Source organism: Polaromonas sp. (assembly GCF_012927485.1).
GTDB lineage: Bacteria > Pseudomonadota > Gammaproteobacteria > Burkholderiales > Burkholderiaceae_C > Polaromonas.
Genome location: NZ_JABBPC010000011.1, coordinates 1 through 20,430, shown reverse-complemented (window position 1 = coordinate 20,430; position 20,430 = coordinate 1). Strand labels below are relative to the sequence as shown.

Genomic DNA, 20,430 nt, shown 5'->3' with positions numbered 1-20,430 from the left:
CTCTCGCGTCTGGGAGGCATTACTGATCGGCAGCCACGCCAACGACGACATCAATTTTCCCGTTTTACCACCCAAGAAAGTCACATACCCCATGAAAACTCCTAAAAATGAAATCACGGTTCCCAAGGATCTGGGCCGCCGAACTTTCCTCAATAGAACCGCGGTTGCCGGTTTGGCCGGTGCTGGATTGTCGGCAGGCTTGGTTGCCTGCAATAAGTCATCCGGTCCGGCTGCGACCGGTGCCCCGGTAGCGGCTACCGCTGAGGCGGCTAAGGCTGGAGCGGTCGATTACGCCGCCTATGAAGTGCATCCCGGTCAACTGGATACTTATTACTCATTTTCTTCCGGTGGCCACTCGGGCGAAGTTCGGATTTATGGCTTGCCCTCGGGCCGCGAGTTCAAGCGCATTCCGGTGTTCAACATCGACTGCCTCGTCGGATGGGGTATCACCAACGAATCGAAGAAAATCATGGGCACCAATGCGGATGGCACCCTGAAGTACTTCACCGGTGATACCCACCACGTGCATCCGTCCTATACCGACGGCACCTACAACGGCAAACACCTTTTCGTCAATGACAAAATCCATGGTCGCATCGCGCGCGTCCGGCTTGATACCATGGAGTGCGACAAGATTACCGAGTTGCCCAACGTCCAGGGGTTCCACGGCATTTTCCCGGACAAGCGCGATCCGGTTGACGAAAAAATCAACTACACGACCCGCGTTTTTTGTGGCAACGAGTTCCACATTCCCCAACCCAACGATGGCCGCGATCTGAACGACCCGAAAAAATATTTCTGTCTGTTCACCTGCGTCGATGCGGAATCCTTGGAGCCGCGCTGGCAGGTCAAGATAGACGGCAACATGGACCTGGTGGCCACCTCTTACGATGGCAAACTGGCTTGCTCGAATCAATACAACATGGAGGGCGGTGTCCACTATGAGGACATGATGTCCCTCGAGCGCGACTCCTGCATCTTCTTCAACGTTGCCCGCATTGAAGCCGCCGTCAAGGCCGGCAAGACATTTCTCATCGGCAAATCCAAGGTCCCGGTGGTGGACGGCACCAAATCCGCCAACGCAGATCCAAAGACCGCCTTGACCTGCTATGTGCCGGTACCGAAGAATCCCCACGGCGTCAACGCCAGCCCCGATGGCAGGTACTACGCCTGCTCCGGCAAGCTCTCGCCCACCGCTACTTTGATTGAGCATGCGCTGGTGCTGAAATGGTTCGACGGCGAACTCAAAGAGCCCCGCGACACAGTGGTTGCTGAACCTGAAATTGGCCTTGGTCCACTGCACACCGCTTTCGATAACAGGGGCAACGCGTACACGACGCTATTCCTCGACAGCCAGATCGTCAAATGGAATCTCGACGCCGCCATCAAATCCTTCAAGGGTGACAAGACAGCGAAGCCGGTGCTTGACCGCATCGACGTCCAGTACCAGCCAGGCCACGGTTTTACGTCCATGGGCGAGACCAAGAACGCTGACGGCAAGTTCTTCCTGTCTGACAACAAGTTCTCCAAGGACCGCTTCCTACCGGTCGGACCGCTGCACCCGGAAACCGCACAACTGATTGACATCAGTGGCGACAAGATGAAGCTTGTGGCCGACCATTCGGTGTACTCCGAGCCGCATGACTCGATTATCATTCCACGCGAACTGATCAGGACCCGGCAGGTCTATGACATCAACGAGTTTCCGAACGCGGTCAAAGATGTCAAAGACTGCCGCGTCGAGCGCAAAGGCAAGCAGGTGACGGTCTACCTGACCTCTCAGGCGCCGGCCTTCGGACTGCGCGAGTGGACGGTCAAAAAGGGCGACGAGGTCACTATCATCCTCACCAACCTGGACAAAGTCGAGGATTTGACCCATGGCTTTGCCATCCCGCACTACAACATCAACTTTATCGTCAACCCGCAGGAGACCAAGTCGGTCACCTTCAAAGCCGACAAGCCCGGTGTCTATTGGTGCTACTGCACCAACTTCTGCCATGCACTGCACCTCGAGATGCGTTCGCGGATGCTGGTGGAAGCCTGAGTGATTATGGCAAGCGCTTTGCGAAGAGTCCCAGCGTGCCAAACATGCTGTACGGCCACATGGGACTGACGTGGCTGCGCTGAAACATTCGCCTGCAAGGCTTGTCCTTGCCACGCGTATCACGGCGCTGCTCTTCGCTTGGCTGTTGGTTGCCGGAATCGCAGCGGCCGCAGAGATCCGGGTCCATCCGGGAGACTCGATCTCGGCGGCCGTGGCCCGCGCCAAGTCCGGTGACACGGTGGCGATTGAGCGCGGTCGATACCAGGACCATCTACGAATCGACAAGCCACTGAAGCTTGTAGGAATCGATCGCCCCACGATCAGCGGCGGCCTCTCGGGCGATACGATCCGTATCGTTTCGCCCGACGTTACCGTCGAGGGGCTGATCGTGACGGATAGTGGCGACAATCTGACCGGCCAAAATGCGGGCATCTACATCCAGCCCGGCGCCGACCGCGCGACCATCAAGCATTGCGACATCGCCTACAGTTTATTTGGACTCTGGATTGAGGGGGTCAAGGACGTGCAGGTGGTTGGCAATCTCATCAGCGGCAAGCGTGACTACGCGTCAGCCCAGAGAGGCAATGGCATTCAGCTCTACAACACCACCGGCGCCCAAATCGTCGGCAACGAAATCAGCTTCGCTAGAGACGGTATCTACGTGGATGTTTCCTATCATGCGGTATTTCGTGGCAACAAGATTCACGACGTGCGCTACGGCACCCACTACATGAACTCCCACTTCAACACCTGGGAGGACAACGAGTCTTATCACAACCGAGACGGTCTGGCGCTGATGATGACCCGCAATCTGATCGTCCGCAACAACCGGACCTGGGGCAATTCAGACGTTGGAATCATGCTGCGGACGATCCAGGATTCGGTCATAGAAGGCAACGTGGTGGCCGGCAACCGCCGAGGTTTTTTTATCTACGACGCTGAATACAACGCGCTGCAAAATAATCTGATTATTGACAACGATGTCGGCGCCCACGTCTGGGCCGGTTCAATTCACAACCAGGTCGAGAACAACGATTTCATCCGCAACCGGGAACAGGTGCGCTACATCGCTGCGAAAGACGTCCCGTGGGGTGTCAAGACCGGCAACTACTGGAGCAACTACGTTGGTTGGGACCGCGATGGCAACGGGATTGGCGATGTGCCCTACGAAGCCAATGACGTGGTGGACCGTTTGGTTTGGCGCCTGCCGATGGTCAAGCTCCTGCTGAACAGCCCGGCGATCCAGACTCTGCGCCTGATCGCGCAGCAGTTTCCTCTGCTTCGATCGCCCAGCATTGTGGACGGCAAGCCGCACATGCAACCCACCCACAGTAACTGGAGTCAATGGATTGGCAAACAAAGTAATTGAAGTCCACCAGATCATCAAGCGATACGGCTTGATCCAGGCGGTGGACGGCGTGGACCTCGCGGTCGAGGCCGGTGAAGTGTTTGGCTTGATCGGGCACAACGGTGCCGGCAAAAGCACCTTGTTCAAAATGATGTTGGGATTGGTACCGGCCACCTCTGGCGAGATCCGGATCGACGGCGCGCCGGTTCGGGGCGAGGAATTCCGGCGCGTGCGCCGCCACCTCGGCTACCTACCCGAAAATGTCGTCTTCTATGACAATCTCAGCGGCCTTGAGACTCTTTCTTTCTTTGCCCACCTGAAGGGCGTTGATCAAAACGACTGTGGCCCGCTGCTGGAGCGAGTCGGGCTTACCGCTGCGGCCAACCGCCGCGTCAAGGGCTACTCGAAGGGCATGCGCCAGCGCTTGGGCTTCGCGCAGGCGCTGCTCGGCACGCCGAAACTACTATTTCTCGATGAGCCGACCACGGGGCTCGATCCTGAGGGCATTCGCGAGTTCTATCGCATCCTGAAGGAGATGAGAAACGAAGGCACGACGATCATCCTCACCTCGCATATTCTGTCGGAAATCCAGGAGCGAGTCGACCGTCTCGCCATCATGAAGAGCGGGAAGATTCAAGCCATAGGCACCGTCCAGTCGCTCAGGGAAAAGATGGCGCTGCCCCTTCGGTTTGAGCTGAGGCTAGCGGACGGCGCCCTTGTCGAATTACGGCGAGTCGTTGCCCAGTTGGAAGGCGCCGAGGTGAGCGTGGACGGCGAGCGGGTCACCGTGCATTGTCAGCGCGAAGCCAAGATGCCGGTACTTCAAGCGCTGGCTGCGCTCAATGACCGGGTGAAAGATTTATACATCCGTGAACCGTCCCTTGAGGACGTATTCCTCGGCTATTCGGGATGAGAACATCATGACTTTCGCCATCGAGCCCAGACAAATCGGCATCATCGCCACCAAGGAATTCCGCGAGCGCATTCGAAACCGCTGGGTGCTCGCGGTGACCGCAGTGTTTAGCGCCTTTGCGCTTGTCATTGCCTATTTTGGCTCGGCCCAGCAAGGGGCGGTCGGGTTCAGCAGCATCGAAGTCACCATTGCCAGCCTGGTCAGCCTGGTCATCTATCTGATCCCGCTGATCGCCCTGATTCTGGGTTTTGACGCCATCGTTGGTGAGCGCGAGCGGGGCTCTCTTGACTTGCTGCTGTCGATGCCAATTACGCGTCTCGAACTATTACTTGGCAAGTTCCTCGGCCTGTCAGCCGCTCTGGCCTGTTCCACCATCATTGGCTTTGGGCTGGTCGGTCTGCTGCTCGGGTTCAAGCTGCCGCCCTCTGCCTGGTATCACTACGCAGGCTTTATGCTGAGTTCGGTGCTGCTCGGCATGGCCTTCCTCAGCCTCGCAGTCATGGTTTCGGTCTTCGCCGCTGACCGTACCCGCGCCAGCGGCGGCGCCATTGCACTGTGGTTTTTCTTTGTCCTGGTTTACGACCTGATCTTGCTCGGGGCCCTGGTCGTCAGCGGGGGCGCGGTAGCCACTGATGCCTTTCCGTATCTGCTGCTGCTTAACCCCGCGGACGTTTTTCGCATCCTCAATATTTTCGGCCTTGAGGAGGTTCGCACGCTATATGGCCTGACCACTGTCTTTCCCGAACGGCTCGCCAGCCCAGGATTGCTCGGGGCCGTCATGCTTGCCTGGATTGCCTTGCCCCTGGGGATTGCCAACTGGAGATTTCGTCAATGAAAACATGTCACATCCAAACCCTGCGTGCTACCGTGATCGCAGTCACCCTGGCGCTGTCTTTTGCCGGATCAGCCGTCCTCGGCGGCTGCAGCCAGAGTGAGTCGGTCGCGGTCAAGCCGATCGAGATCACTCGCAGCACCGCGTCCAGCATCGACGGCATGATACTGATGGACTATCCGGGACCGAAAGCGCAAATCCAATACGACCAGGGCTCACCTGATTTCTTCTGTGACACCGTCGAAATGTTTTCGATCTACCTGACGCCCGAACAGCACAAGCGCGTACGCGCCATGTTCGTGCAGGACATGGCCAAGGCCGACTGGAACAATCCCACAGCTGACTGGATCGATGCCAAGACCGCTTTCTTCGTCGCCGGGTCCAAGCGTCTCGGCGCAATGGGGCCCACACTGGGGTCTTTTTCAAGCGAGGCGGACGCGCGAAAGTTCGCGGCCAGGGAAGGCGGCAAGGTCTATCGTTTCGACCAGATTACTCCCGACATGGTCGTACTGGACGGCGGCGTTCTCAAAGACAAACAAATGTAAGAGGAATTTTATGAGCAACTTTTTTGAAAAGCTGTCATTTGAAGCAGCGCAGCAGATGGAAGAGCTGAGCCGCATCGCATTTGAATTACGCGAGAACCGCAAGCGCTTGCTGCAACCTTATGCGGCCGAAAACGAAGAGGCTTTGCTGGCACTTGTTTGTAGCGGCGCCGTCGCCGAGCACCCTGCTTACGATCACTACCTCGGGGCCCGTATTCTTTCCGCGACGCAGGAAACGGTGCGCAACCAGTTGAAAGTTGTCATGGTGGAATTGGGAGGCCAATGATGCTGCACATCGCCCTGAAGGAAGCCATCGACGTTAAATTCGCCGAAGCAATGGCGGAACCGACCGAGCATTGCCAGGACGCGCTGCTGGTGCGACTCCACAATGGTGTTGTCATCGAACTCCGGATCGCGAGTGCCGAGGAATATTCCATTAATTGGCGTTACGGTGACGCTGAACTGCGCATCGACACGGCACCCCTGCATCCACACCTGTCCACCTACCCAAACCACCTGCACGGTGAAGATCAGCTGCAGCCAGATCCAATCACGCACCCCGGACGCGATCCTTGGGACAACGTCAGTGATGTGATTACTGCGCTCATCGGCGATCCACTGTTGAAGTCGCACCGGGCGTAAGCGCAATTTCTCTGTGCGCCTGATTCCCGCCATGCTACGAGCCTAACGCTACCCGCCAGTTCGCCATAGACTTGGCGGCTCCAGGATTTGCACGCCCCCGCTATAATCGAATGCGTTTGCGCGGGCACTTCAGTGGCCCGCGCCAGTCTCCCATTTTTAGTTTTTTGAGGATGCCATGAGCGCAAACGACCCCAACACGGCCCAAGAAGAAGTCCACATTGGCCCGATCAAGACGCCACAACAGTTGCTCGCGGCGGTTTTTTTCTCTTTCGTCGTTCCTATCTTTGCCATCATTGGACTGGTTTACTACGTCAACTCGGCTAACAAACCGGCCGCCGGCGCCGCGGATACGGCATCATCGGTGGCACAGCGCATTCAAAGAGTCGGCAGACTTGAAATTCGTGATGCCAACCGCACCCTCAAATCGGGCGAAGAAGTTTACAAAGCCCAGTGCGTAACTTGCCATGCGGCGGGGCTTATAGGCTCGCCCAAATTTGGCGATAAGGCTGCTTGGGCGCCGCGTCTCGCGACTGGTTTTGAAGCGCTTTGGAATTCGGCCCTCAAAGGCAAGAATGCCATGCCTGCACAAGGTGGTGGACTCTTTGACGACATCGAAATTGGCCGCGCTGTGGTGTACATGACCACGGCGGCCGGAGGCACCTTCGTCGACCCACCTGCCCCAGCGAATCCTGCAGCAGCGGCCTCCGCACCGACTGCTGCCGCAACCACGCCACCGACCTCCGCAGTTGCGGCAGTACCGGCCGCCAGCACGGCGGCGTCTTCGGCTGCTACCCCTTAAAGGTCGCGAACTCTGGCGAAGCGTAGTAAAAACAGGTTTGCTTGGCTTACCGTGCCGCCCAAAGGCGGCCCCCTGCGTTTGACGCCGACGCTCGGTCTATCGTTGAATTGCATGATTAACGCGGCCAAATAATTGGCGCTAACGCCCCACAGAAAATTTCATCAGGATCAGCTTTTCGTCCTAGCGACGCGAGCGTGACACGCTATTGTCTTTGTCGCGATTGCGGGCTGCGGACATAGCCAAAGCGCGCGGGCAAATCAGCTGCCTGCAGCTCTTCGGGTACCCACAGACCCTGCTCCACAGCATCGGCCGCGTGCACCATGTCCAACGTGTGAACCAAGCCAAAACCCAGATCGGTTTCTAAATACAGCCGCCCCACCTCATCCACGAAACAACGTTGGAGACGGGCCGGCTGTCCGGTGTGTGCAGCAACCGAAAAGGTGGGCGCTGCGTTGACACGCCAGATCAGCGGGGTTGCCTGCAGTTCTACATAAACACGTTGCGGACCATTCTGAAAAAACCACTGACCGGTGGCGTCGCTTTCGTAGTTGCGCTGTATGAAGTCAATCAATTTTTCGTGCTGAAGCAGTGATCCCTTGCTGGCCGCGCTGCTGCCGGGATCGTCGGAAGAAAAAGGCCCGGCCACCTGCGCCTGGTCGTCCCGCATAAACCAGTTTCCCCGCACGTCCAGTCCAAGCCAGCCGAAGCAGTTGGGTACGCTCGGCCATTTCGCGATCGCCTGTTTAACAATGTCATCCATGTCGCTATTTTGCGCTGTTCTTCACAGCTGCGCCGCCAGAAATTCAGTGACCGCCTCAGGCATGACGTGCACATAAGAGGGAAAAGGCGGCGAGGGAAAGCCGACGTGACCGCCTTGCAGGGGCTGCCAGAGAGTCACATAGCTGCTTGTGTCGGAGGCCTGCGGAAGGCTGCCGGCGGGAACAAAGGGATCGTTCAGCGAGTTCAAGGCGAGCGCCGGCACGGCCACTTTATGCAAATGCGGTTTGGCCGAGGCGCTTGCCCAGTAATCCTCCGCGTCTTTATATCCGTGGACCGGCGCGGTGAACACATTGTCAAACGCATACAGATCGCGAGCGGCCAGCAGCGCCTCCCGGTCAAACAGACCAGGATGCTGGTCAAGTTTTTTGAGCGCTTTAGGCACCATGGTTCGGAGGAACATGCGGGTGTAGACCTGCCGGTTGAATCCACGGCCTATGGCCCACCCGCTGGCTGTCAAATCAAGTGGCGAGCACACTGCAGCAATGCCTGCAACGACCTTCCGGGCTTCTGCCCCGACCTCGGCAGCCCAGCGCATCAAGGCGTTTCCGCCCAAAGAAATACCGACGGCTACGACCGGCCCGGAATGCTGGCTCGCAAAACGCTGGAGCATCCAGTCGATCTCCGCAAAGTCGCCCGAATGATAAGCGCGTGGCGCCAGATTGAGTTCACCAGAACAACCGCGAAAGTGCGGTACGGCGCAAGCCCATCCGCGCGCGCGGGCGGCGGCGGCAAACGCCTCGGCATAGTGGCTAGACGAGGAGCCCTCCAAGCCATGAAATACAACGAGCAAGGGAGCCGCCCCGACGCTTGCAGCCCTCGGCATTAACCAGTCGACATCCACGAAGTCGCTGTCGGGCGTCATCCAGCGTTCACGGTAAAACACGGGCGGCGGACCCGTGAAGCGGCGGGAGCGCAATGCCGCCCAAATGGTCTGTAGGTTGCCACCGGGTAGCCACCAGGGCGCAGCATAGTTCATTGCTGAATACATCCGTCAATGAAGGACGGTGGGGGTTTCTGACACTTCCTGCATCTCATGCGGGGTGCCAGGGCTGGCGTGGTGCGCAACCATGCGCCAGCCTTGCGCCGTCTGGTGGTAGACGTTGGTAGCGATCACATAGGCGTGGCGCGGACCGTCTTCGGTCAATACTTCAATGCGCTCCAGCACGCTGTGCACGCTGGCGCTCATTGCCTCTGCCTTGCGGATTTTTTCGGGATAAGCGCGAATGGTTCCATTGGAAAACATGGCGTCGAACGCGGCGCGTATAGCGGCGGCGCCTACCAGACGCGCGCCGCCCGGGTGCACGCAAACAATGTCATCCTCATCCCCCCAACAGGCCATCAGCTTTTCGATGTCTCCGATCTGCAGTGCTTCGTAAAAAGCGCCTTCAACATCATCGGCGTTTCCGCCACTGGAAAGGGGAACTTTGGGTTTGGACATAGGGTCAATCAGGTTAAGTCAGCAAACAAAGAGGCGCATCGGCAAACGAACCATGTGTAGCGCATTCTGAATCAGGCGCTGCGAAGGATCTGAAATACGAATAGCTAGTTAACTATGGTAGTGTTACGGCTTGCATTTTGGAGGCATTGCCATGAAATCCCGTTTTTTTTATTTGACCGTTGCCGCCGTGCTGGGTTTGTTGCTGACGGGCTGCGGCTACAACAATTTCCAGAGCCTTGATGAGCAAACCAAATCAGCTTGGTCTGAAGTACTGAACCAGTACCAGCGACGCGCTGACCTGGTACCCAATATTGTGGCCACCGTGAAGGGCGAAGCCGCTTTCGAGCAGGGTACGCTGACCAAAGTAATTGAAGCGCGCGCCAAAGCCACGTCGATTCAGGTCACGCCCGAAACCTTGAACGACCCGGCGGCTTTCAGCAAATTTCAGGCGGCGCAGGGGGAGCTTGGCAGCGCACTAAGCCGGTTGATGGTGGTCAGCGAACGCTATCCCGATCTGAAGGCCAACCAGGGTTTTCGTGATTTGCGGGTCCAACTTGAAGGCACTGAAAACCGCATTACAGTGGCCCGCAACCGCTATATTCAAACGGTGCAGCAGTACAACGTGCTGACGCGCAGTTTTCCCGACAATCTGACCGCCATGATTTTCGGCTACAAGGTCAAGCCCAATTTTGCCGTTCAGAACGAGTCGCAAATTTCTGTTCCACCCGTCGTTGACTTCAATAAGCAGTAGGGAGACGTTATTGATGACCCTTCGTCAATATCTCAGTTCGCCGCTTAGTAAATTGCCCGCGCTGGCACTGGGCGTGTTGCTCGTCGCCAGCCTTCCTTTTGCCGCTTGGGCGCAAAGTGTTCAGCCGGTCCCGGCATTGACAGCGCACGTCATGGACAACACCGGCTCCCTCAATGCTGCGCAGCGCGAAGCGCTCGAGGCCAAACTGACGGCGTTTGAGCAAGCCAGAGGCGCGCAGGTCGTCATGCTGATGGTGCCAAGCACCCAGCCCGAGGATATTGCCGCCTATGCCCAGCGGGTGGGGGACAGTTGGAAGATCGGTCGTAAAAGCATCGGCGACGGTTTGCTGGTGGTGGTGGCTAAAAACGACCGCAAAGTTCGCATTGAAACGACCAAAGCCCTGGAAGGCGCCATCCCCGATTTGGCGGCGAGCCAGATCATCGACAGCGCCATGACGCCGCGTTTTAAGCAAGGTGATTTTGCGGGCGGACTGGATGCTGCAGCCGACCAGATCATTGCGAGAATCAACGGTGAAAATCTCCCAGCCCCACAGCAAGGGCGTTCAAATCGCCGCAACGACGGTGGCTTTTCCTGGACCAATTTGGCGGTCTTCCTGTTTTTCGCAGTACCCATTGGTGGCCGCGTGCTGTCCGGAATATTCGGGCGCAAGTTCGGCTCGGTAGCGACGGGCGGTGCCGTTGGTGTGCTGGCTTGGTTGTTTACCAGTAGCTTGCTAATTGGCGGCGTCGCCGCGCTCGCAGGCATCGTATTCGCACTGCTGACCAACCTGGGCGGTCTGGGTCGGGCTGGCCTTGGCGGCTTGGGCGGTGGTGGTTTCGGGCGCGGTGGCAATGGCGGTTTTGGCGGCGGGGGCGGCGGATTCAGCAGTGGCGGCGGCGGTAACTTCGGCGGCGGCGGCGCTTCGGGTAACTGGTAGGCATGATGAACAAGTTCAAAGTCCTGATGAAACACCTGTGGCTGGATGCCTCAGATACCCGGCGCGCGATTCCACCCGACCTGCTTCAGCGCCTCGCCGAGCGGGTGGCGGCCAGCGAGCGCGGCCACAGCGGGCAGATTCGTATCTGCGTCGAGGCTTCATTGCCCGCCAGCTATCTTTGGCGACTGAACAGCAAAAATACGATGGGCGCCCTCATCCGACAGCGGGCGGTGACCATGTTCGGGAAATTGGGGGTCTGGGACACCCAGCACAACAACGGCGTGCTGATTTATGTACTCCTTGCCGAGCAGGCGATCGAAATCGTGGCGGACCGGGCACTCACTCAGCATATCGGCGAGCGGCAATGGCAAACGATGGTCGCGAGTATGGCCAGCGCGTTTCGCGGAAAACGCTATGAAGATGGGTTGATGCACGCACTCGAAGAAATCTCGGCGGTGCTGATGACGCACTTCGCCTTGGCAGATTCGCAAGAATCGCGCGTAACCCATTTGAATGAATTACCGGACGCGCCGCAGTTGCAGTAAGCGTCTGCCGCCACCACCGAATTTTTCGGTGCTCCGAGGATGCGCCCTCACCTCGGCTCAGGCACTCGCCAAACGGTCTGTCCACCAACGGCATACAGTCTTCGTCCCGCTTGCGCTGCCATTTGCCAACCGCCGGTGAATTCGCCGAACGCAGGCAGCACGGCGCAATGCGGCTCAACGCTGAAACAGGCCAACCTCAAGCGGTCGCGTCCCGGTCCACGCAAAGTTAACGCCGGATGCAGATGTCCGGCGATGACAAAACCCGTGGAAATTTGCTGGGGATAGTGACAAGCGACGAAAGGGTCCATCGGCCACGGCTCGTCCACGGTTTGTATTTCTAGAGCGGCCGGCGGGTCGCCCGCGCGGCTGTCGTGGTTGCCGCGCACCAGGATGCAGGGCAAAGCCGAATGGCGTTCGCGCCAAGTTGCAAGGGCCTTTAGGACAGACGGCGTGCGAGCTTGCGGCGCATGCAAAAAATCACCTAGAAACACAAGTTGCGCCGGTTGGTAATGATCCAGCAGGGCGCTCAAGCGTGCCAGATTTTCTCGCGTGGTCCCCGACGGAACCGGCTGGCCCAGCGCGCGGAAGGTCGCGGCCTTTCCCAAATGGAGATCGGCCACCCACAATACGCGCGCGGCGGGCCACCACACTGCATGTTCGGGCAGCAAGCACAAGGTTTCGCCAGCGCATTCAATCGCCAAAGAGCGGCCCAGCGAGATTTTGTTTTGGATCACAAGCCAGCCTGGCGGCGGCCAGCTCCAGTGCGCGGTGGTCGCCGGACTTTTGCCGGCGCGGCATCGGCGAAAGGGCTGGACGGTATGTCCTGCCCAAACGCCAGACTACGGCGAACCTGCTCTGCGGTAGCTACCGCCTCTGGCTTGCTGGGGGTTTTCTCGTTGCTGCCGGCAGATGCGTTGGCAGCCTTGTCGAGTTGTTCCACCATGCGCGCAATGCGCGCAGCCACACCTTCGTTGGACAGCTGTTCGCGAAAACGTTCGACCATCAAAGGGAATGCGAAAGGTGTGGGGCGTTCAAGTGTCTGCATGACCAGCTTCTGGGTGGCCATGCGAACGAGGCTGGCGCGCAATCGCCCAATTTCGAGCTCTTGGGCGAGCAACTCTTGCTCCGCCTGTAGCAGCAAACGGTTGGCGGGGTCGTATTTTTTAAACACTTCATAGAACAGCGAGGACGATGCCTGCAGTTGCTTACTGCTCCGCTTTTCGCCAGGATAACCCTGAAAAATAAGTCCTGAAACCCGTGCAATTTCGCGAAAGCGGCGCTGCGCCAGTTCGTTCGCGTTCAGGCTTTGCAGCACCTCATCCAGCAGGGCCTTGCGTTCATCAGGCTCCCCCGAGGCGGTTTGCGCTTGCTCGTTGCGGCCAACATTCAGCACTTGCGGTAATAGCGCTGGCCAGTCCACCTCGGTTGCGCTGAGTAGCTCAAAACCGTAGTCGTTGACCGCCATCGAGAAGGTGTACGGCTGGTATTGCGCAACACGCCAGGCGATCAAGTTTGCAAGCCCCAGGTGCACGTGTCGGCCCGCAAACGGGTAGAGAAACAAATGCCAACCTTCGCGCGTTTTGAGAACTTCCGCCAGCAAGGTTTGCGGCGTGGGCAGGGCCGACCAGCGTTGCTGAATTTCGAGGAGGGGTCGCACACACCGCAGCTCCGGCGTGTCGTAATGGCCTTGGTCTGCAAGTGCCAGCTGCTGAACGACCGCGTCGGCCAGGGTGGTGGAAAGCGGCATGCGTCCGCCGTTCCAACGCGGTACCGCGGGCCGCTTGGTCGCCGAGCGGCGTACCCACGCCGTCATGTCGTGGACGCGCACCAACTCCAATAGTCGTCCGCCAAACAGGAAGCAGTCACCGGGCTTGAGGCGGGCGGCGAAGCTCTCTTCGACACTGCCTAGTTTGCCGCCGCCGACGTACTGCACCGTCATGCTGGCGTCGCTCACGATGGTGCCAATGTTCATACGGTGGCGCCGCGCCAGGCGGTCGTCGGGAACGCGCCAGATGCCCTGATCGTCGGGTACCGCGCGCCGGTAGTCCGGATAGACCGCCAGAGAGGGTCCGCCTTGCGCGACGAACGCAAGGCACCAGTCCCAGTTTTCGCGTGAAATTTCGGCGTAAGCCGTCGTGCTGCGCACTTCCCGGTACAACTCCTCAGGCAGAAAGCCGCCGCCAAGCGCCACGGTGACCAGGTGCTGCACCAGCACATCGAGCGGCTGCTCGGGCGAACTGCGGCCTTCGATGTGACCCGCCGCGATCGCGGCGCGCGCAGCAGCGCCTTCCAGCATTTCTAGGCTGTGCGTCGGCACCAGCGTGATGCGTGACGGCCGCCCCGGCGCATGACCCGAGCGGCCGGCGCGCTGCAGCAGCCGAGCGACGCCCTTGGGCGAGCCGATTTGCAGCACGCGCTCAACCGGCAAAAAATCAACGCCGAGGTCCAGGCTCGACGTGCAGACCACGGCCTTGAGCTCACCGCTCTTCAAACCGAGCTCGACCCATTCGCGTACTGCCCGGTCAAGGGACCCGTGATGCAGCGCAATCAGCCCGGCCCAGTCGGGGCGAGCTTCAAGCATGGCCTGGTACCAGATTTCGGCTTGTGAACGCGTGTTGGTGAACACCAGCGTGGTGCGGCTACTGGCAATTTCCTCGATCACTTGCGGGAGCATCGTCAAGCCCAGGTGCCCGGCCCACGGGAACCGCTCGGCGCGGGCAGGCAGCAGTGAGTCGATGATCAGCTTTTTAGGCACTTGACCTTGTATCAGCGCACCCTCGTCGTGTCCGAGCAAAGTGCGCATGGCCTCGGCCAGATTGCCTAGCGTGGCGGACATGCCCCACACGCACAGGGTCGGGGTCCAGCGCCGCAGCCGGGCAAGGGCCAGCTGCACCTGAACGCCGCGCTTGTTGCCCAACAGTTCGTGCCACTCGTCGACCACCACCATCTTCACATTGCCGAGCGACTCCTTCGCGTCGGCTCGCGAAAGCAGCAGCGACAGACTCTCGGGCGTTGTAATCAGCACGGTCGGCAACCGCTTCGTCTGCGCACTGCGTTCGGCAGCCGTCGTGTCGCCGCTGCGCGCCCCCACACTCCAGACCGCAAAAGGCGGCCTGTCGTCGCCCAGTTCGTGGCTCCGATTTAGGGCCTCCAGAGGCGGCAGTAGCGCGCGCAGCGTATCAGCCGCCAGCGCGCGCATCGGTGTAATCCACAGCACAGTCAGCGGAGCTGGTACCACGGCCAAATTCCGAATTCCTGCTTTTGCTGTTTTTTCAATAGCCTCAGCTTTTTTCGGGGCGTGCACTGTCGTCGAGAAAGTCCTCAAAATGCCTAGCCAGGCCGCATAGGTCTTGCCAGCGCCCGTGGTCGCGTGCAACAACCCCGAGCGCCCGTCAGCGATGGCCGTCCATACGTCGCGTTGAAACTTCAAGGGCTTCCATCCGCGCGCAGAAAACCAGGCGTCCAGCGTCTCTTTGACAACGCTTTTGGCGGAGGTTCTGACGCGCCCGGCCGCTCTCACGCGGGCAACAACGCTTCTAGCGCTGCCAATGTGTCCGCCTCTTGCACCGGCTTGTCGTGCCGCCAGCGCAACATGCGCGGAAAGCGCACCGCGATGCCGCTTTTGTGGCGTGCGCTGCGCGCGATACCCTCAAAGCCGAGCTCGAAGACCAAGGTCGGAGTCACGCTGCGCACGGGACCGAAACTCTCGATAGTGGTCTTGCGGATCAGCCCATCGACGCGCGCCATCTCTGCGTCCGTCAGCCCCGAGTAGGCCTTGGCGAAAGGGACCAGTTTTCGTTCTATCTGCTCCGGCGGGCCATCCCACACCGCAAAGGTGTAGTCACTGTAGAGGCTGGCGCGGCGACCATGACCACGCTGTGCATAAATAAGCACGGCGTCGATGCTGAGAGGATCAATTTTCCACTTCCACCAGACCCCGACGTCTTTGGTGCGGCCAACGCCATAGTGCGCTCCGCGCTGCTTGAGCATCATGCCTTCGACCCCCATGGCGCGTGCGGCTTCGCGTTGACGCGCAAGCTCGAGCCAGCTGTCGCCATGAAGCGTTGGACTGTCGAGCAGCGCGGGATGCCGCACGTCAGCAATGAGCTCGTCGAGCAAGGCGCGACGGTCTGATTGCGGCAGCGCCCGCAAGTCGCTCCCCTGCCATTCAAGCAGGTCATAGGCCAGAAGAACGACCGGCAGGTCTCGCAGCAATTTGGCACCCACGGTCTTGCGGCCGATACGCTTTTGGAGTTCGGCGAACGGTTGTACGCGACCGTCCCGCCAGACCACAATTTCGCCGTCAAGCACGCTGCCATCCGGCAGCGCATCGCCCATCTGGGCAAGCTCGGGGAACCGCTCGGTCACGAGTTCTTCGCCACGCGACCAGAGCCAGACCTGGCCGGCGCGCTTGACCAGTTGGGCGCGGATACCGTCCCATTTCCATTCGACGATCCAGTTCGCTGGCGGCCCAAGGGTTGGGTCGAATTGTTTGAGCGGGAGAGTGAAGGGATGCGCCAGGAAGAATGGATAGGGCTGACCGTTCGTCTGCTGGTTCAACTCGTCGCTGCGCTCGGGCGCAATCAGAGCGGTATAGTGGTCCGCTGTTGGCTGGTGTCTGGTTTGCGTGTAACCCATGAGCCGTTGCGCCACCCGTTTGGCATCGACGCCTCCCACCGCCGCCAGCGCCTGGGTGACCTGGAGGCGCGAGACACCGACACGAAACCCACCGGTAATGAGCTTGAAGTAAACCAGGCGCTCGTCCAAAGCCAGTTGCTGCCAATGCGTGCGCAGGGTCTCGGCAAGTGCTTCCGGCGTGGCGGTTCGCAGTGGTAACAGGTGCTGCTCGATCCAAATGGAAAGGCCGCGCTCCTGCCGCCCCGTTGGCGGTGGCAGCAGGAGCGAAATCGTCTCCGCGAGATCCCCAACCGCTTCATAGCTCTCGTCGAAAAGCCATTCGGGCAGTCCAGCGGCTTCTTGCGCAAGTTGGCGCAGCAGCTTGGTCGGTACCAGTTGCCGGGGCTTTCCGCCTGCCAGGAAATACACCGCCCACGCGGCGTCGGCGGGGACTGCGCTTCGGAAATAAATCTGCAGCCCGGCCTGCTTGGCGAGGCTGGATGTCGTTGCGTCGAGGTCGCGGTAGAGCGCTGCGAAAGCCTTCATGGTGCGGCACTGAGGGGGGACTGGGGAGACTCGGCCGAGGAGGGCTCTGCCGCGTCCTCATCGCCATACTCAGTGACGAAGCCGCACGCATCCAGCCCACGCGCTTGCAGCCAGCGCACCATGACCGCCACGCTGCCGTGGGTGACGAACACCCGTTCAGCGCCAGTGCCGGTAATCGCGCGCTGCAGGCCGGGCCAATCGGCATGGTCGGACATGACAAAGCCGCGGTCCACGCCGCGCCGCCGACGTGTGCCACGAAGCAGCATCCAGCCGCTCGCGAAGGCGTCAGAATAATTGCCGAAGCGACGCATCCAAGGGGTCCCCTGAGCGGAGGGGGGAGCGAGTATCAGCGCCTGCGATATCGTGGCTGCGTCCACTTCGGCAGCCTTTCGCGTCGCAGGCAAGGACACGCCAGCTTCCCGGTACACCTGGTTCAAGGGTTCAAGCGCCCCATGAACGATGATGGGTCCTGTGCTTTCGTCCACGCCATGAAGTAGCCGTTGCGCTTTGCCAAACGCGTAGCAAAACAACACCGATGCGCGTCCGGCCGCCGCGTTGGTACGCCACCACTGATTGATGTCTGAAAACAATTCTTCAGAAGAAGGCCAGCGGTAAATTGGCAGGCCAAAGGTGGACTCCGTGATGAAGGTGTGGCACGGCACCGGCTCAAATGGCTCACAGGTGCCGTCGGCTTCGAGTTTGTAGTCGCCCGATGCCACCCAAACTTCTCCTTCATGCTCGACCCGCACTTGCGCAGAACCCAGCACATGACCAGCGGGATGAAGTGAGATTCGGACCCCGTTGTAAGTAAGCGGCTCCCCATAAGGCAGCGTCTGCAGGACTATGTCACCCAACCTGCTGCGCAAAATGCCGGCACTCGCGTCATGTGCCAGATAGCGTGCATGCCCCCTGCGGGCGTGGTCGGAGTGGCCGTGGGTGATCACGGCACTTTCAACCGGTCGCCAGGGGTCGATAAAAAAATTGCCCGGCGGACAATACAGGCCCTCAGGCCTGGCCACTATGAGATCCATGTTGGTGAGCAGTGTGGATGAATCCAAGGCCGCGTCGGCTTGAACGCGAGCATGAAATGCGGTGTGAGTTACATCGTAGCGCCAACGCGGGTTTTGCGCTGAACGGAGGCCTCCGCACTCAGTGTCGGCCAGGACCGCCCCTGTTGGCAACTAAGCACCTCAAAAAAAAGCCCCTGACGGAAGAGACAGGGGCTTGATGCAGATTCCGCAGGCGGTGATTGCTGCGGTTGCGGACGCAGGTCCGCCGATGATGCTGTTATTTCTTCTGGCGATATTTACGCAGCGCCGCAATCTGGGCCGCCATGACGGTGAGTTCCGACTGGGCCAAAGCAATATCAATGTCGTTTTTGGCGTTTTTCAGAGCCTCTTCAGCGGCCGCCTTCGCTGCGACAGCTTTGGCCTCGTCCAGGTCTTTTCCGCGAATCGCGGTATCGCTCAACACGGTCACACGATTGGGCTGCACTTCGAGCAGGCCACCGGCCACAAATACAAACTCTTCCGTGCCATCCGCTTTTTCGATACGCACGGCACCCGGCTTGATGCGGGTGATCAGCGGCGTGTGGCGCGGATAAATGCCCAGCTCGCCCGTTTCCCCTGGCAAAACCACAAACTTGGCCTCGCCGGAGAAGATGGACTCTTCTGCGCTGACAACGTCGACGTGGAGGGTAGTCATATAAACCGTCCGTTAAACTTTTTTCGCTTTTTCAAACGCTTCGTCAATGGTGCCGACCATGTAGAAGGCCTGCTCTGGCAGATGATCACACTCGCCAGCCACAATCATTTTGAAGCCACGAATAGTTTCGGCCAGACTCACGTACTTACCGGGAGAACCCGTAAACACTTCCGCAACGTGGAAAGGCTGTGAGAGAAACCGCTGGATCTTCCGGGCGCGCGCCACGGCCAGTTTGTCTTCGGGGGCCAGCTCGTCCATACCCAAAATGGCGATAATGTCGCGCAATTCCTTGTAGCGCTGCAACGTGCCTTGCACGGCGCGGGCCACGTTGTAGTGCTCTTCGCCGACCACGTTCGGGTCGAGCTGGCGGGAGGTTGAGTCCAGCGGGTCCACGGCCGGATAGATGCCGAGAGAGGCAATCTCGCGCGACAGTGCCACGGTCGAGTCCAAATGGGCAAACGTCGTTGCGGGCGACGGATCGGTGTAATCATCCGCAGGGACGTAGACCGCCTGGATCGAAGTGATCGAGCCAACCTTGGTCGAGGTGATGCGCTCTTGCAGACGACCCATTTCTTCGGCCAGCGTCGGCTGGTAGCCCACCGCGGAAGGCATACGGCCCAGCAATGCCGACACTTCGGTTCCGGCCAGCGTGTAGCGGTAGATGTTGTCCACGAAGAACAGCACGTCGCGGCCCTCGTCGCGGAACGACTCGGCAATCGTCAGGCCGGTCAATGCCACGCGCAGCCGATTGCCTGGTGGCTCATTCATCTGGCCATAGACCATGGCCACTTTGGATTCAGCAAGGTTCTCAAGGTTCACCACCCCGGAGTCGGCCATTTCGTGATAAAAGTCGTTCCCTTCGCGGGTCCGCTCGCCAACACCGGCAAACACCGACACACCCGAGTGCGCCTTGGCGATGTTGTTGATGAGTTCCATCATGTTCACAGTCTTGCCTACACCGGCACCACCAAACAGGCCCACCTTGCCGCCTTTGGCGAATGGGCAGATCAGGTCAATCACCTTGATGCCGGTTTCCAGTAGTTCCTGGGAAGGGCTCAACTCGTCATAGGCGGGAGCCTTGCGGTGAATCGAGGCGGTGAGTTCCTGGCTGACCGGACCGCGCTCATCGATTGGCGCGCCCAGCACGTCCATGATGCGACCCAGTGTGGCCTTGCCCACCGGCACCATGATGGGCGCACCGGTGTTGTACATCATGTTGCCGCGGCGCAGTCCATCGGACGTCCCCAGCGCGATGGTGCGCACAATGCCGTCGCCCAATTGCTGTTGAACTTCAAGCGTCAGCGTGGAGCCTTCCATTTTTAGCGCATCATAAATCTTAGGCATTTGGTCGCGCGCGAACTCCACGTCCACCACCGCGCCAATACACTGAACAATCTTGCCTTGAGCCTGTGCCATGATTGAATCCTTTTCCTTTAAATCTTGAATAGCGGTTTAAACCGCTGCAGCACCGGCAACGATTTCCGAAAGTTCTTTCGTGATCGCCGCCTGACGCGTTTTGTTGTAAATCAGTTTGAGTTCGCCAATTACATTGCCCGCGTTATCGGTTGCCGCCTTCATGGCCACCATACGCGCCGAGTGCTCAGAGGCCATATTTTCGGCTACAGCCTGATACACCAGCGCCTCGACATAGCGAACGAGCAGGTCATCAATGACCGTCTGTGCGTCTGGCTCGTAAATATAGTCCCAGCCATGCTGGTCTTTGTCGGCCTGAAAACGGTCAGCGGTCAGCGGCAGCAACTGCTCCACCACCGATTCCTGCTTCATCGTGTTGATGAACCGGGTGTAGCACAGGTAAACCGTCTTGATCTTGCCTTCGCTGTAGGCATCGAGCAGCACCTTCACCGGGCCGATTAACTTGTCCAGGTGTGGCCTGTCGCCAAGTTGCGTCGCATGGGACACTACTTTGACGCCCACTCGGTTAAGAAAACCCAAGCCCTTGTTGCCGATGGCCACGGCCTGCGCATCTTCTCC

At 59.3% G+C, this 20,430-nt stretch carries 21 protein-coding genes; 11 read left to right on the top strand and 10 right to left on the bottom strand.

Translation table 11 applies throughout. From position 1 onward, the window contains the following. Window positions 1–91: 91 nt before the first annotated feature. The 8 genes from nosZ to HHJ16_RS04055 all read left to right on the top strand — a co-directional run bounded on the left by nosZ (window position 92) and on the right by HHJ16_RS04055 (window position 7,120). Complete coding sequence (gene nosZ, locus HHJ16_RS04090) at window positions 92–2,044, top strand: TAT-dependent nitrous-oxide reductase (RefSeq protein WP_293640910.1); 1,953 nt, start codon at window positions 92–94, stop codon at window positions 2,042–2,044. 118 nt (window positions 2,045–2,162) lie between these two features. Further along, window positions 2,163–3,413 (top strand): nitrous oxide reductase family maturation protein NosD, encoded by a 1,251-nt coding sequence (locus HHJ16_RS04085; RefSeq protein ID WP_293640942.1) that lies wholly within the window; start codon window positions 2,163–2,165, stop codon window positions 3,411–3,413. Beyond that, a complete protein-coding gene (locus HHJ16_RS04080) occupies window positions 3,394–4,305 on the top strand; it encodes an ABC transporter ATP-binding protein (protein ID WP_293640907.1) in 912 nt (303 codons plus the stop codon). The genes HHJ16_RS04085 and HHJ16_RS04080 overlap by 20 nt, the downstream gene beginning before the upstream one ends. A 7-nt stretch (window positions 4,306–4,312) precedes the next feature. Further along, window positions 4,313–5,140, top strand: a complete 828-nt coding sequence (locus tag HHJ16_RS04075; protein WP_293640905.1) for an ABC transporter permease subunit — start codon at window positions 4,313–4,315, stop codon at window positions 5,138–5,140. After that, on the top strand, window positions 5,137–5,682 hold the full coding sequence (locus HHJ16_RS04070; protein ID WP_293640902.1) for a nitrous oxide reductase accessory protein NosL: 546 nt from the start codon (window positions 5,137–5,139) through the stop codon (window positions 5,680–5,682). Before HHJ16_RS04075 ends, HHJ16_RS04070 begins: the two co-directional genes overlap by 4 nt. Window positions 5,683–5,692: 10 nt before the next feature. Then, window positions 5,693–5,965, top strand: coding sequence for a hypothetical protein (locus HHJ16_RS04065; RefSeq protein WP_293640899.1), 273 nt, complete (start codon window positions 5,693–5,695; stop codon window positions 5,963–5,965). Continuing rightward, on the top strand, window positions 5,965–6,321 hold the full coding sequence (locus tag HHJ16_RS04060) for a DUF6516 family protein (RefSeq protein ID WP_293640896.1): 357 nt from the start codon (window positions 5,965–5,967) through the stop codon (window positions 6,319–6,321). The genes HHJ16_RS04065 and HHJ16_RS04060 overlap by 1 nt, the downstream gene beginning before the upstream one ends. A gap of 175 nt (window positions 6,322–6,496) precedes the next feature. Continuing rightward, window positions 6,497–7,120: a c-type cytochrome gene (locus HHJ16_RS04055; RefSeq protein WP_366557461.1), complete on the top strand. Its 624-nt coding sequence runs from the start codon at window positions 6,497–6,499 to the stop codon at window positions 7,118–7,120. Window positions 7,121–7,322: 202 nt separating this feature from the next. Here HHJ16_RS04055 and HHJ16_RS04050 read toward each other — a convergent pair whose 3' ends face one another. From HHJ16_RS04050 to HHJ16_RS04040, 3 genes are read right to left on the bottom strand one after another with little or no spacing between them, the layout of a single operon-like run. Then, complete coding sequence (locus HHJ16_RS04050) at window positions 7,323–7,880, bottom strand: DUF2946 family protein (RefSeq protein WP_293640894.1); 558 nt, start codon at window positions 7,878–7,880, stop codon at window positions 7,323–7,325. A gap of 21 nt (window positions 7,881–7,901) precedes the next feature. Continuing rightward, complete coding sequence (locus HHJ16_RS04045) at window positions 7,902–8,876, bottom strand: alpha/beta fold hydrolase (RefSeq protein WP_293640892.1); 975 nt, start codon at window positions 8,874–8,876, stop codon at window positions 7,902–7,904. A gap of 15 nt (window positions 8,877–8,891) precedes the next feature. Then, on the bottom strand, window positions 8,892–9,338 hold the full coding sequence (locus HHJ16_RS04040) for a nuclear transport factor 2 family protein (RefSeq protein WP_293640890.1): 447 nt from the start codon (window positions 9,336–9,338) through the stop codon (window positions 8,892–8,894). A 151-nt stretch (window positions 9,339–9,489) separates the two neighbouring features. Here HHJ16_RS04040 and HHJ16_RS04035 point away from each other — a divergent pair, with 151 nt between their 5' ends. The 3 genes from HHJ16_RS04035 to HHJ16_RS04025 are packed head-to-tail and all read left to right on the top strand — an operon-like array spanning window position 9,490 to window position 11,571. Further along, on the top strand, window positions 9,490–10,089 hold the full coding sequence (locus HHJ16_RS04035) for a LemA family protein (RefSeq protein WP_293640889.1): 600 nt from the start codon (window positions 9,490–9,492) through the stop codon (window positions 10,087–10,089). A 13-nt stretch (window positions 10,090–10,102) separates the two neighbouring features. Next, on the top strand, window positions 10,103–11,026 hold the full coding sequence (locus tag HHJ16_RS04030; protein ID WP_293640887.1) for a TPM domain-containing protein: 924 nt from the start codon (window positions 10,103–10,105) through the stop codon (window positions 11,024–11,026). A gap of 2 nt (window positions 11,027–11,028) precedes the next feature. Then, on the top strand, window positions 11,029–11,571 hold the full coding sequence (locus tag HHJ16_RS04025; RefSeq protein ID WP_293640884.1) for a TPM domain-containing protein: 543 nt from the start codon (window positions 11,029–11,031) through the stop codon (window positions 11,569–11,571). Window positions 11,572–11,618: 47 nt separating this feature from the next. Here the strand turns inward: HHJ16_RS04025 and pdeM are convergent, their stop codons facing one another. From pdeM to atpG, 7 genes are all read right to left on the bottom strand, one after another. Continuing rightward, window positions 11,619–12,305: a ligase-associated DNA damage response endonuclease PdeM gene (gene pdeM, locus HHJ16_RS04020; protein WP_293640881.1), complete on the bottom strand. Its 687-nt coding sequence runs from the start codon at window positions 12,303–12,305 to the stop codon at window positions 11,619–11,621. Continuing rightward, window positions 12,302–15,037 carry a ligase-associated DNA damage response DEXH box helicase gene (locus HHJ16_RS04015; protein WP_293640940.1) on the bottom strand — a complete coding sequence of 912 codons (2,736 nt, stop codon included), beginning with the start codon at window positions 15,035–15,037 and terminating at the stop codon, window positions 12,302–12,304. Before HHJ16_RS04015 ends, pdeM begins: the two co-directional genes overlap by 4 nt. A 50-nt stretch (window positions 15,038–15,087) precedes the next feature. Continuing rightward, entirely contained in the window at window positions 15,088–16,734 is a 1,647-nt protein-coding gene (locus HHJ16_RS04010) for an ATP-dependent DNA ligase (RefSeq protein ID WP_293640878.1), read from the bottom strand. After that, the gene (locus HHJ16_RS04005) at window positions 16,731–17,765 is read right to left on the bottom strand and encodes a ligase-associated DNA damage response exonuclease (protein WP_293640938.1); all 1,035 of its coding nucleotides are present in this window, start codon (window positions 17,763–17,765) and stop codon (window positions 16,731–16,733) included. Before HHJ16_RS04005 ends, HHJ16_RS04010 begins: the two co-directional genes overlap by 4 nt. A gap of 256 nt (window positions 17,766–18,021) precedes the next feature. Next, complete coding sequence (locus tag HHJ16_RS04000) at window positions 18,022–18,438, bottom strand: F0F1 ATP synthase subunit epsilon (RefSeq protein WP_293640875.1); 417 nt, start codon at window positions 18,436–18,438, stop codon at window positions 18,022–18,024. A 12-nt stretch (window positions 18,439–18,450) separates the two neighbouring features. Beyond that, window positions 18,451–19,854 carry a F0F1 ATP synthase subunit beta gene (gene atpD / locus HHJ16_RS03995; RefSeq protein ID WP_293640873.1) on the bottom strand — a complete coding sequence of 468 codons (1,404 nt, stop codon included), beginning with the start codon at window positions 19,852–19,854 and terminating at the stop codon, window positions 18,451–18,453. A gap of 36 nt (window positions 19,855–19,890) precedes the next feature. Continuing rightward, on the bottom strand, window positions 19,891–20,430 hold a 540-nt coding region (atpG, locus tag HHJ16_RS03990), incomplete at its 5' end, for an ATP synthase F1 subunit gamma (protein ID WP_293640870.1).

Coding starts and splice junctions, on each gene's coding strand:
- HHJ16_RS04060 (WP_293640896.1), top strand. CDS start 5,965: ATGCTGCACATCGCCCTGAAGGAAGCCATCGACGTTAAATTCGCCGAA.
- HHJ16_RS04025 (WP_293640884.1), top strand. CDS start 11,029: ATGATGAACAAGTTCAAAGTCCTGATGAAACACCTGTGGCTGGATGCC.
- HHJ16_RS04005 (WP_293640938.1), bottom strand. CDS start 17,765: ATGGATCTCATAGTGGCCAGGCCTGAGGGCCTGTATTGTCCGCCGGGC.
- atpD (WP_293640873.1), bottom strand. CDS start 19,854: ATGGCACAGGCTCAAGGCAAGATTGTTCAGTGTATTGGCGCGGTGGTG.
- HHJ16_RS04065 (WP_293640899.1), top strand. CDS start 5,693: ATGAGCAACTTTTTTGAAAAGCTGTCATTTGAAGCAGCGCAGCAGATG.
- HHJ16_RS04030 (WP_293640887.1), top strand. CDS start 10,103: ATGACCCTTCGTCAATATCTCAGTTCGCCGCTTAGTAAATTGCCCGCG.
- HHJ16_RS04035 (WP_293640889.1), top strand. CDS start 9,490: ATGAAATCCCGTTTTTTTTATTTGACCGTTGCCGCCGTGCTGGGTTTG.
- HHJ16_RS04000 (WP_293640875.1), bottom strand. CDS start 18,438: ATGACTACCCTCCACGTCGACGTTGTCAGCGCAGAAGAGTCCATCTTC.
- HHJ16_RS04070 (WP_293640902.1), top strand. CDS start 5,137: ATGAAAACATGTCACATCCAAACCCTGCGTGCTACCGTGATCGCAGTC.
- HHJ16_RS04055 (WP_366557461.1), top strand. CDS start 6,497: ATGAGCGCAAACGACCCCAACACGGCCCAAGAAGAAGTCCACATTGGC.
- HHJ16_RS04075 (WP_293640905.1), top strand. CDS start 4,313: ATGACTTTCGCCATCGAGCCCAGACAAATCGGCATCATCGCCACCAAG.
- HHJ16_RS04040 (WP_293640890.1), bottom strand. CDS start 9,338: ATGTCCAAACCCAAAGTTCCCCTTTCCAGTGGCGGAAACGCCGATGAT.
- HHJ16_RS04045 (WP_293640892.1), bottom strand. CDS start 8,876: ATGAACTATGCTGCGCCCTGGTGGCTACCCGGTGGCAACCTACAGACC.
- nosZ (WP_293640910.1), top strand. CDS start 92: ATGAAAACTCCTAAAAATGAAATCACGGTTCCCAAGGATCTGGGCCGC.
- HHJ16_RS04050 (WP_293640894.1), bottom strand. CDS start 7,880: ATGGATGACATTGTTAAACAGGCGATCGCGAAATGGCCGAGCGTACCC.
- HHJ16_RS04010 (WP_293640878.1), bottom strand. CDS start 16,734: ATGAAGGCTTTCGCAGCGCTCTACCGCGACCTCGACGCAACGACATCC.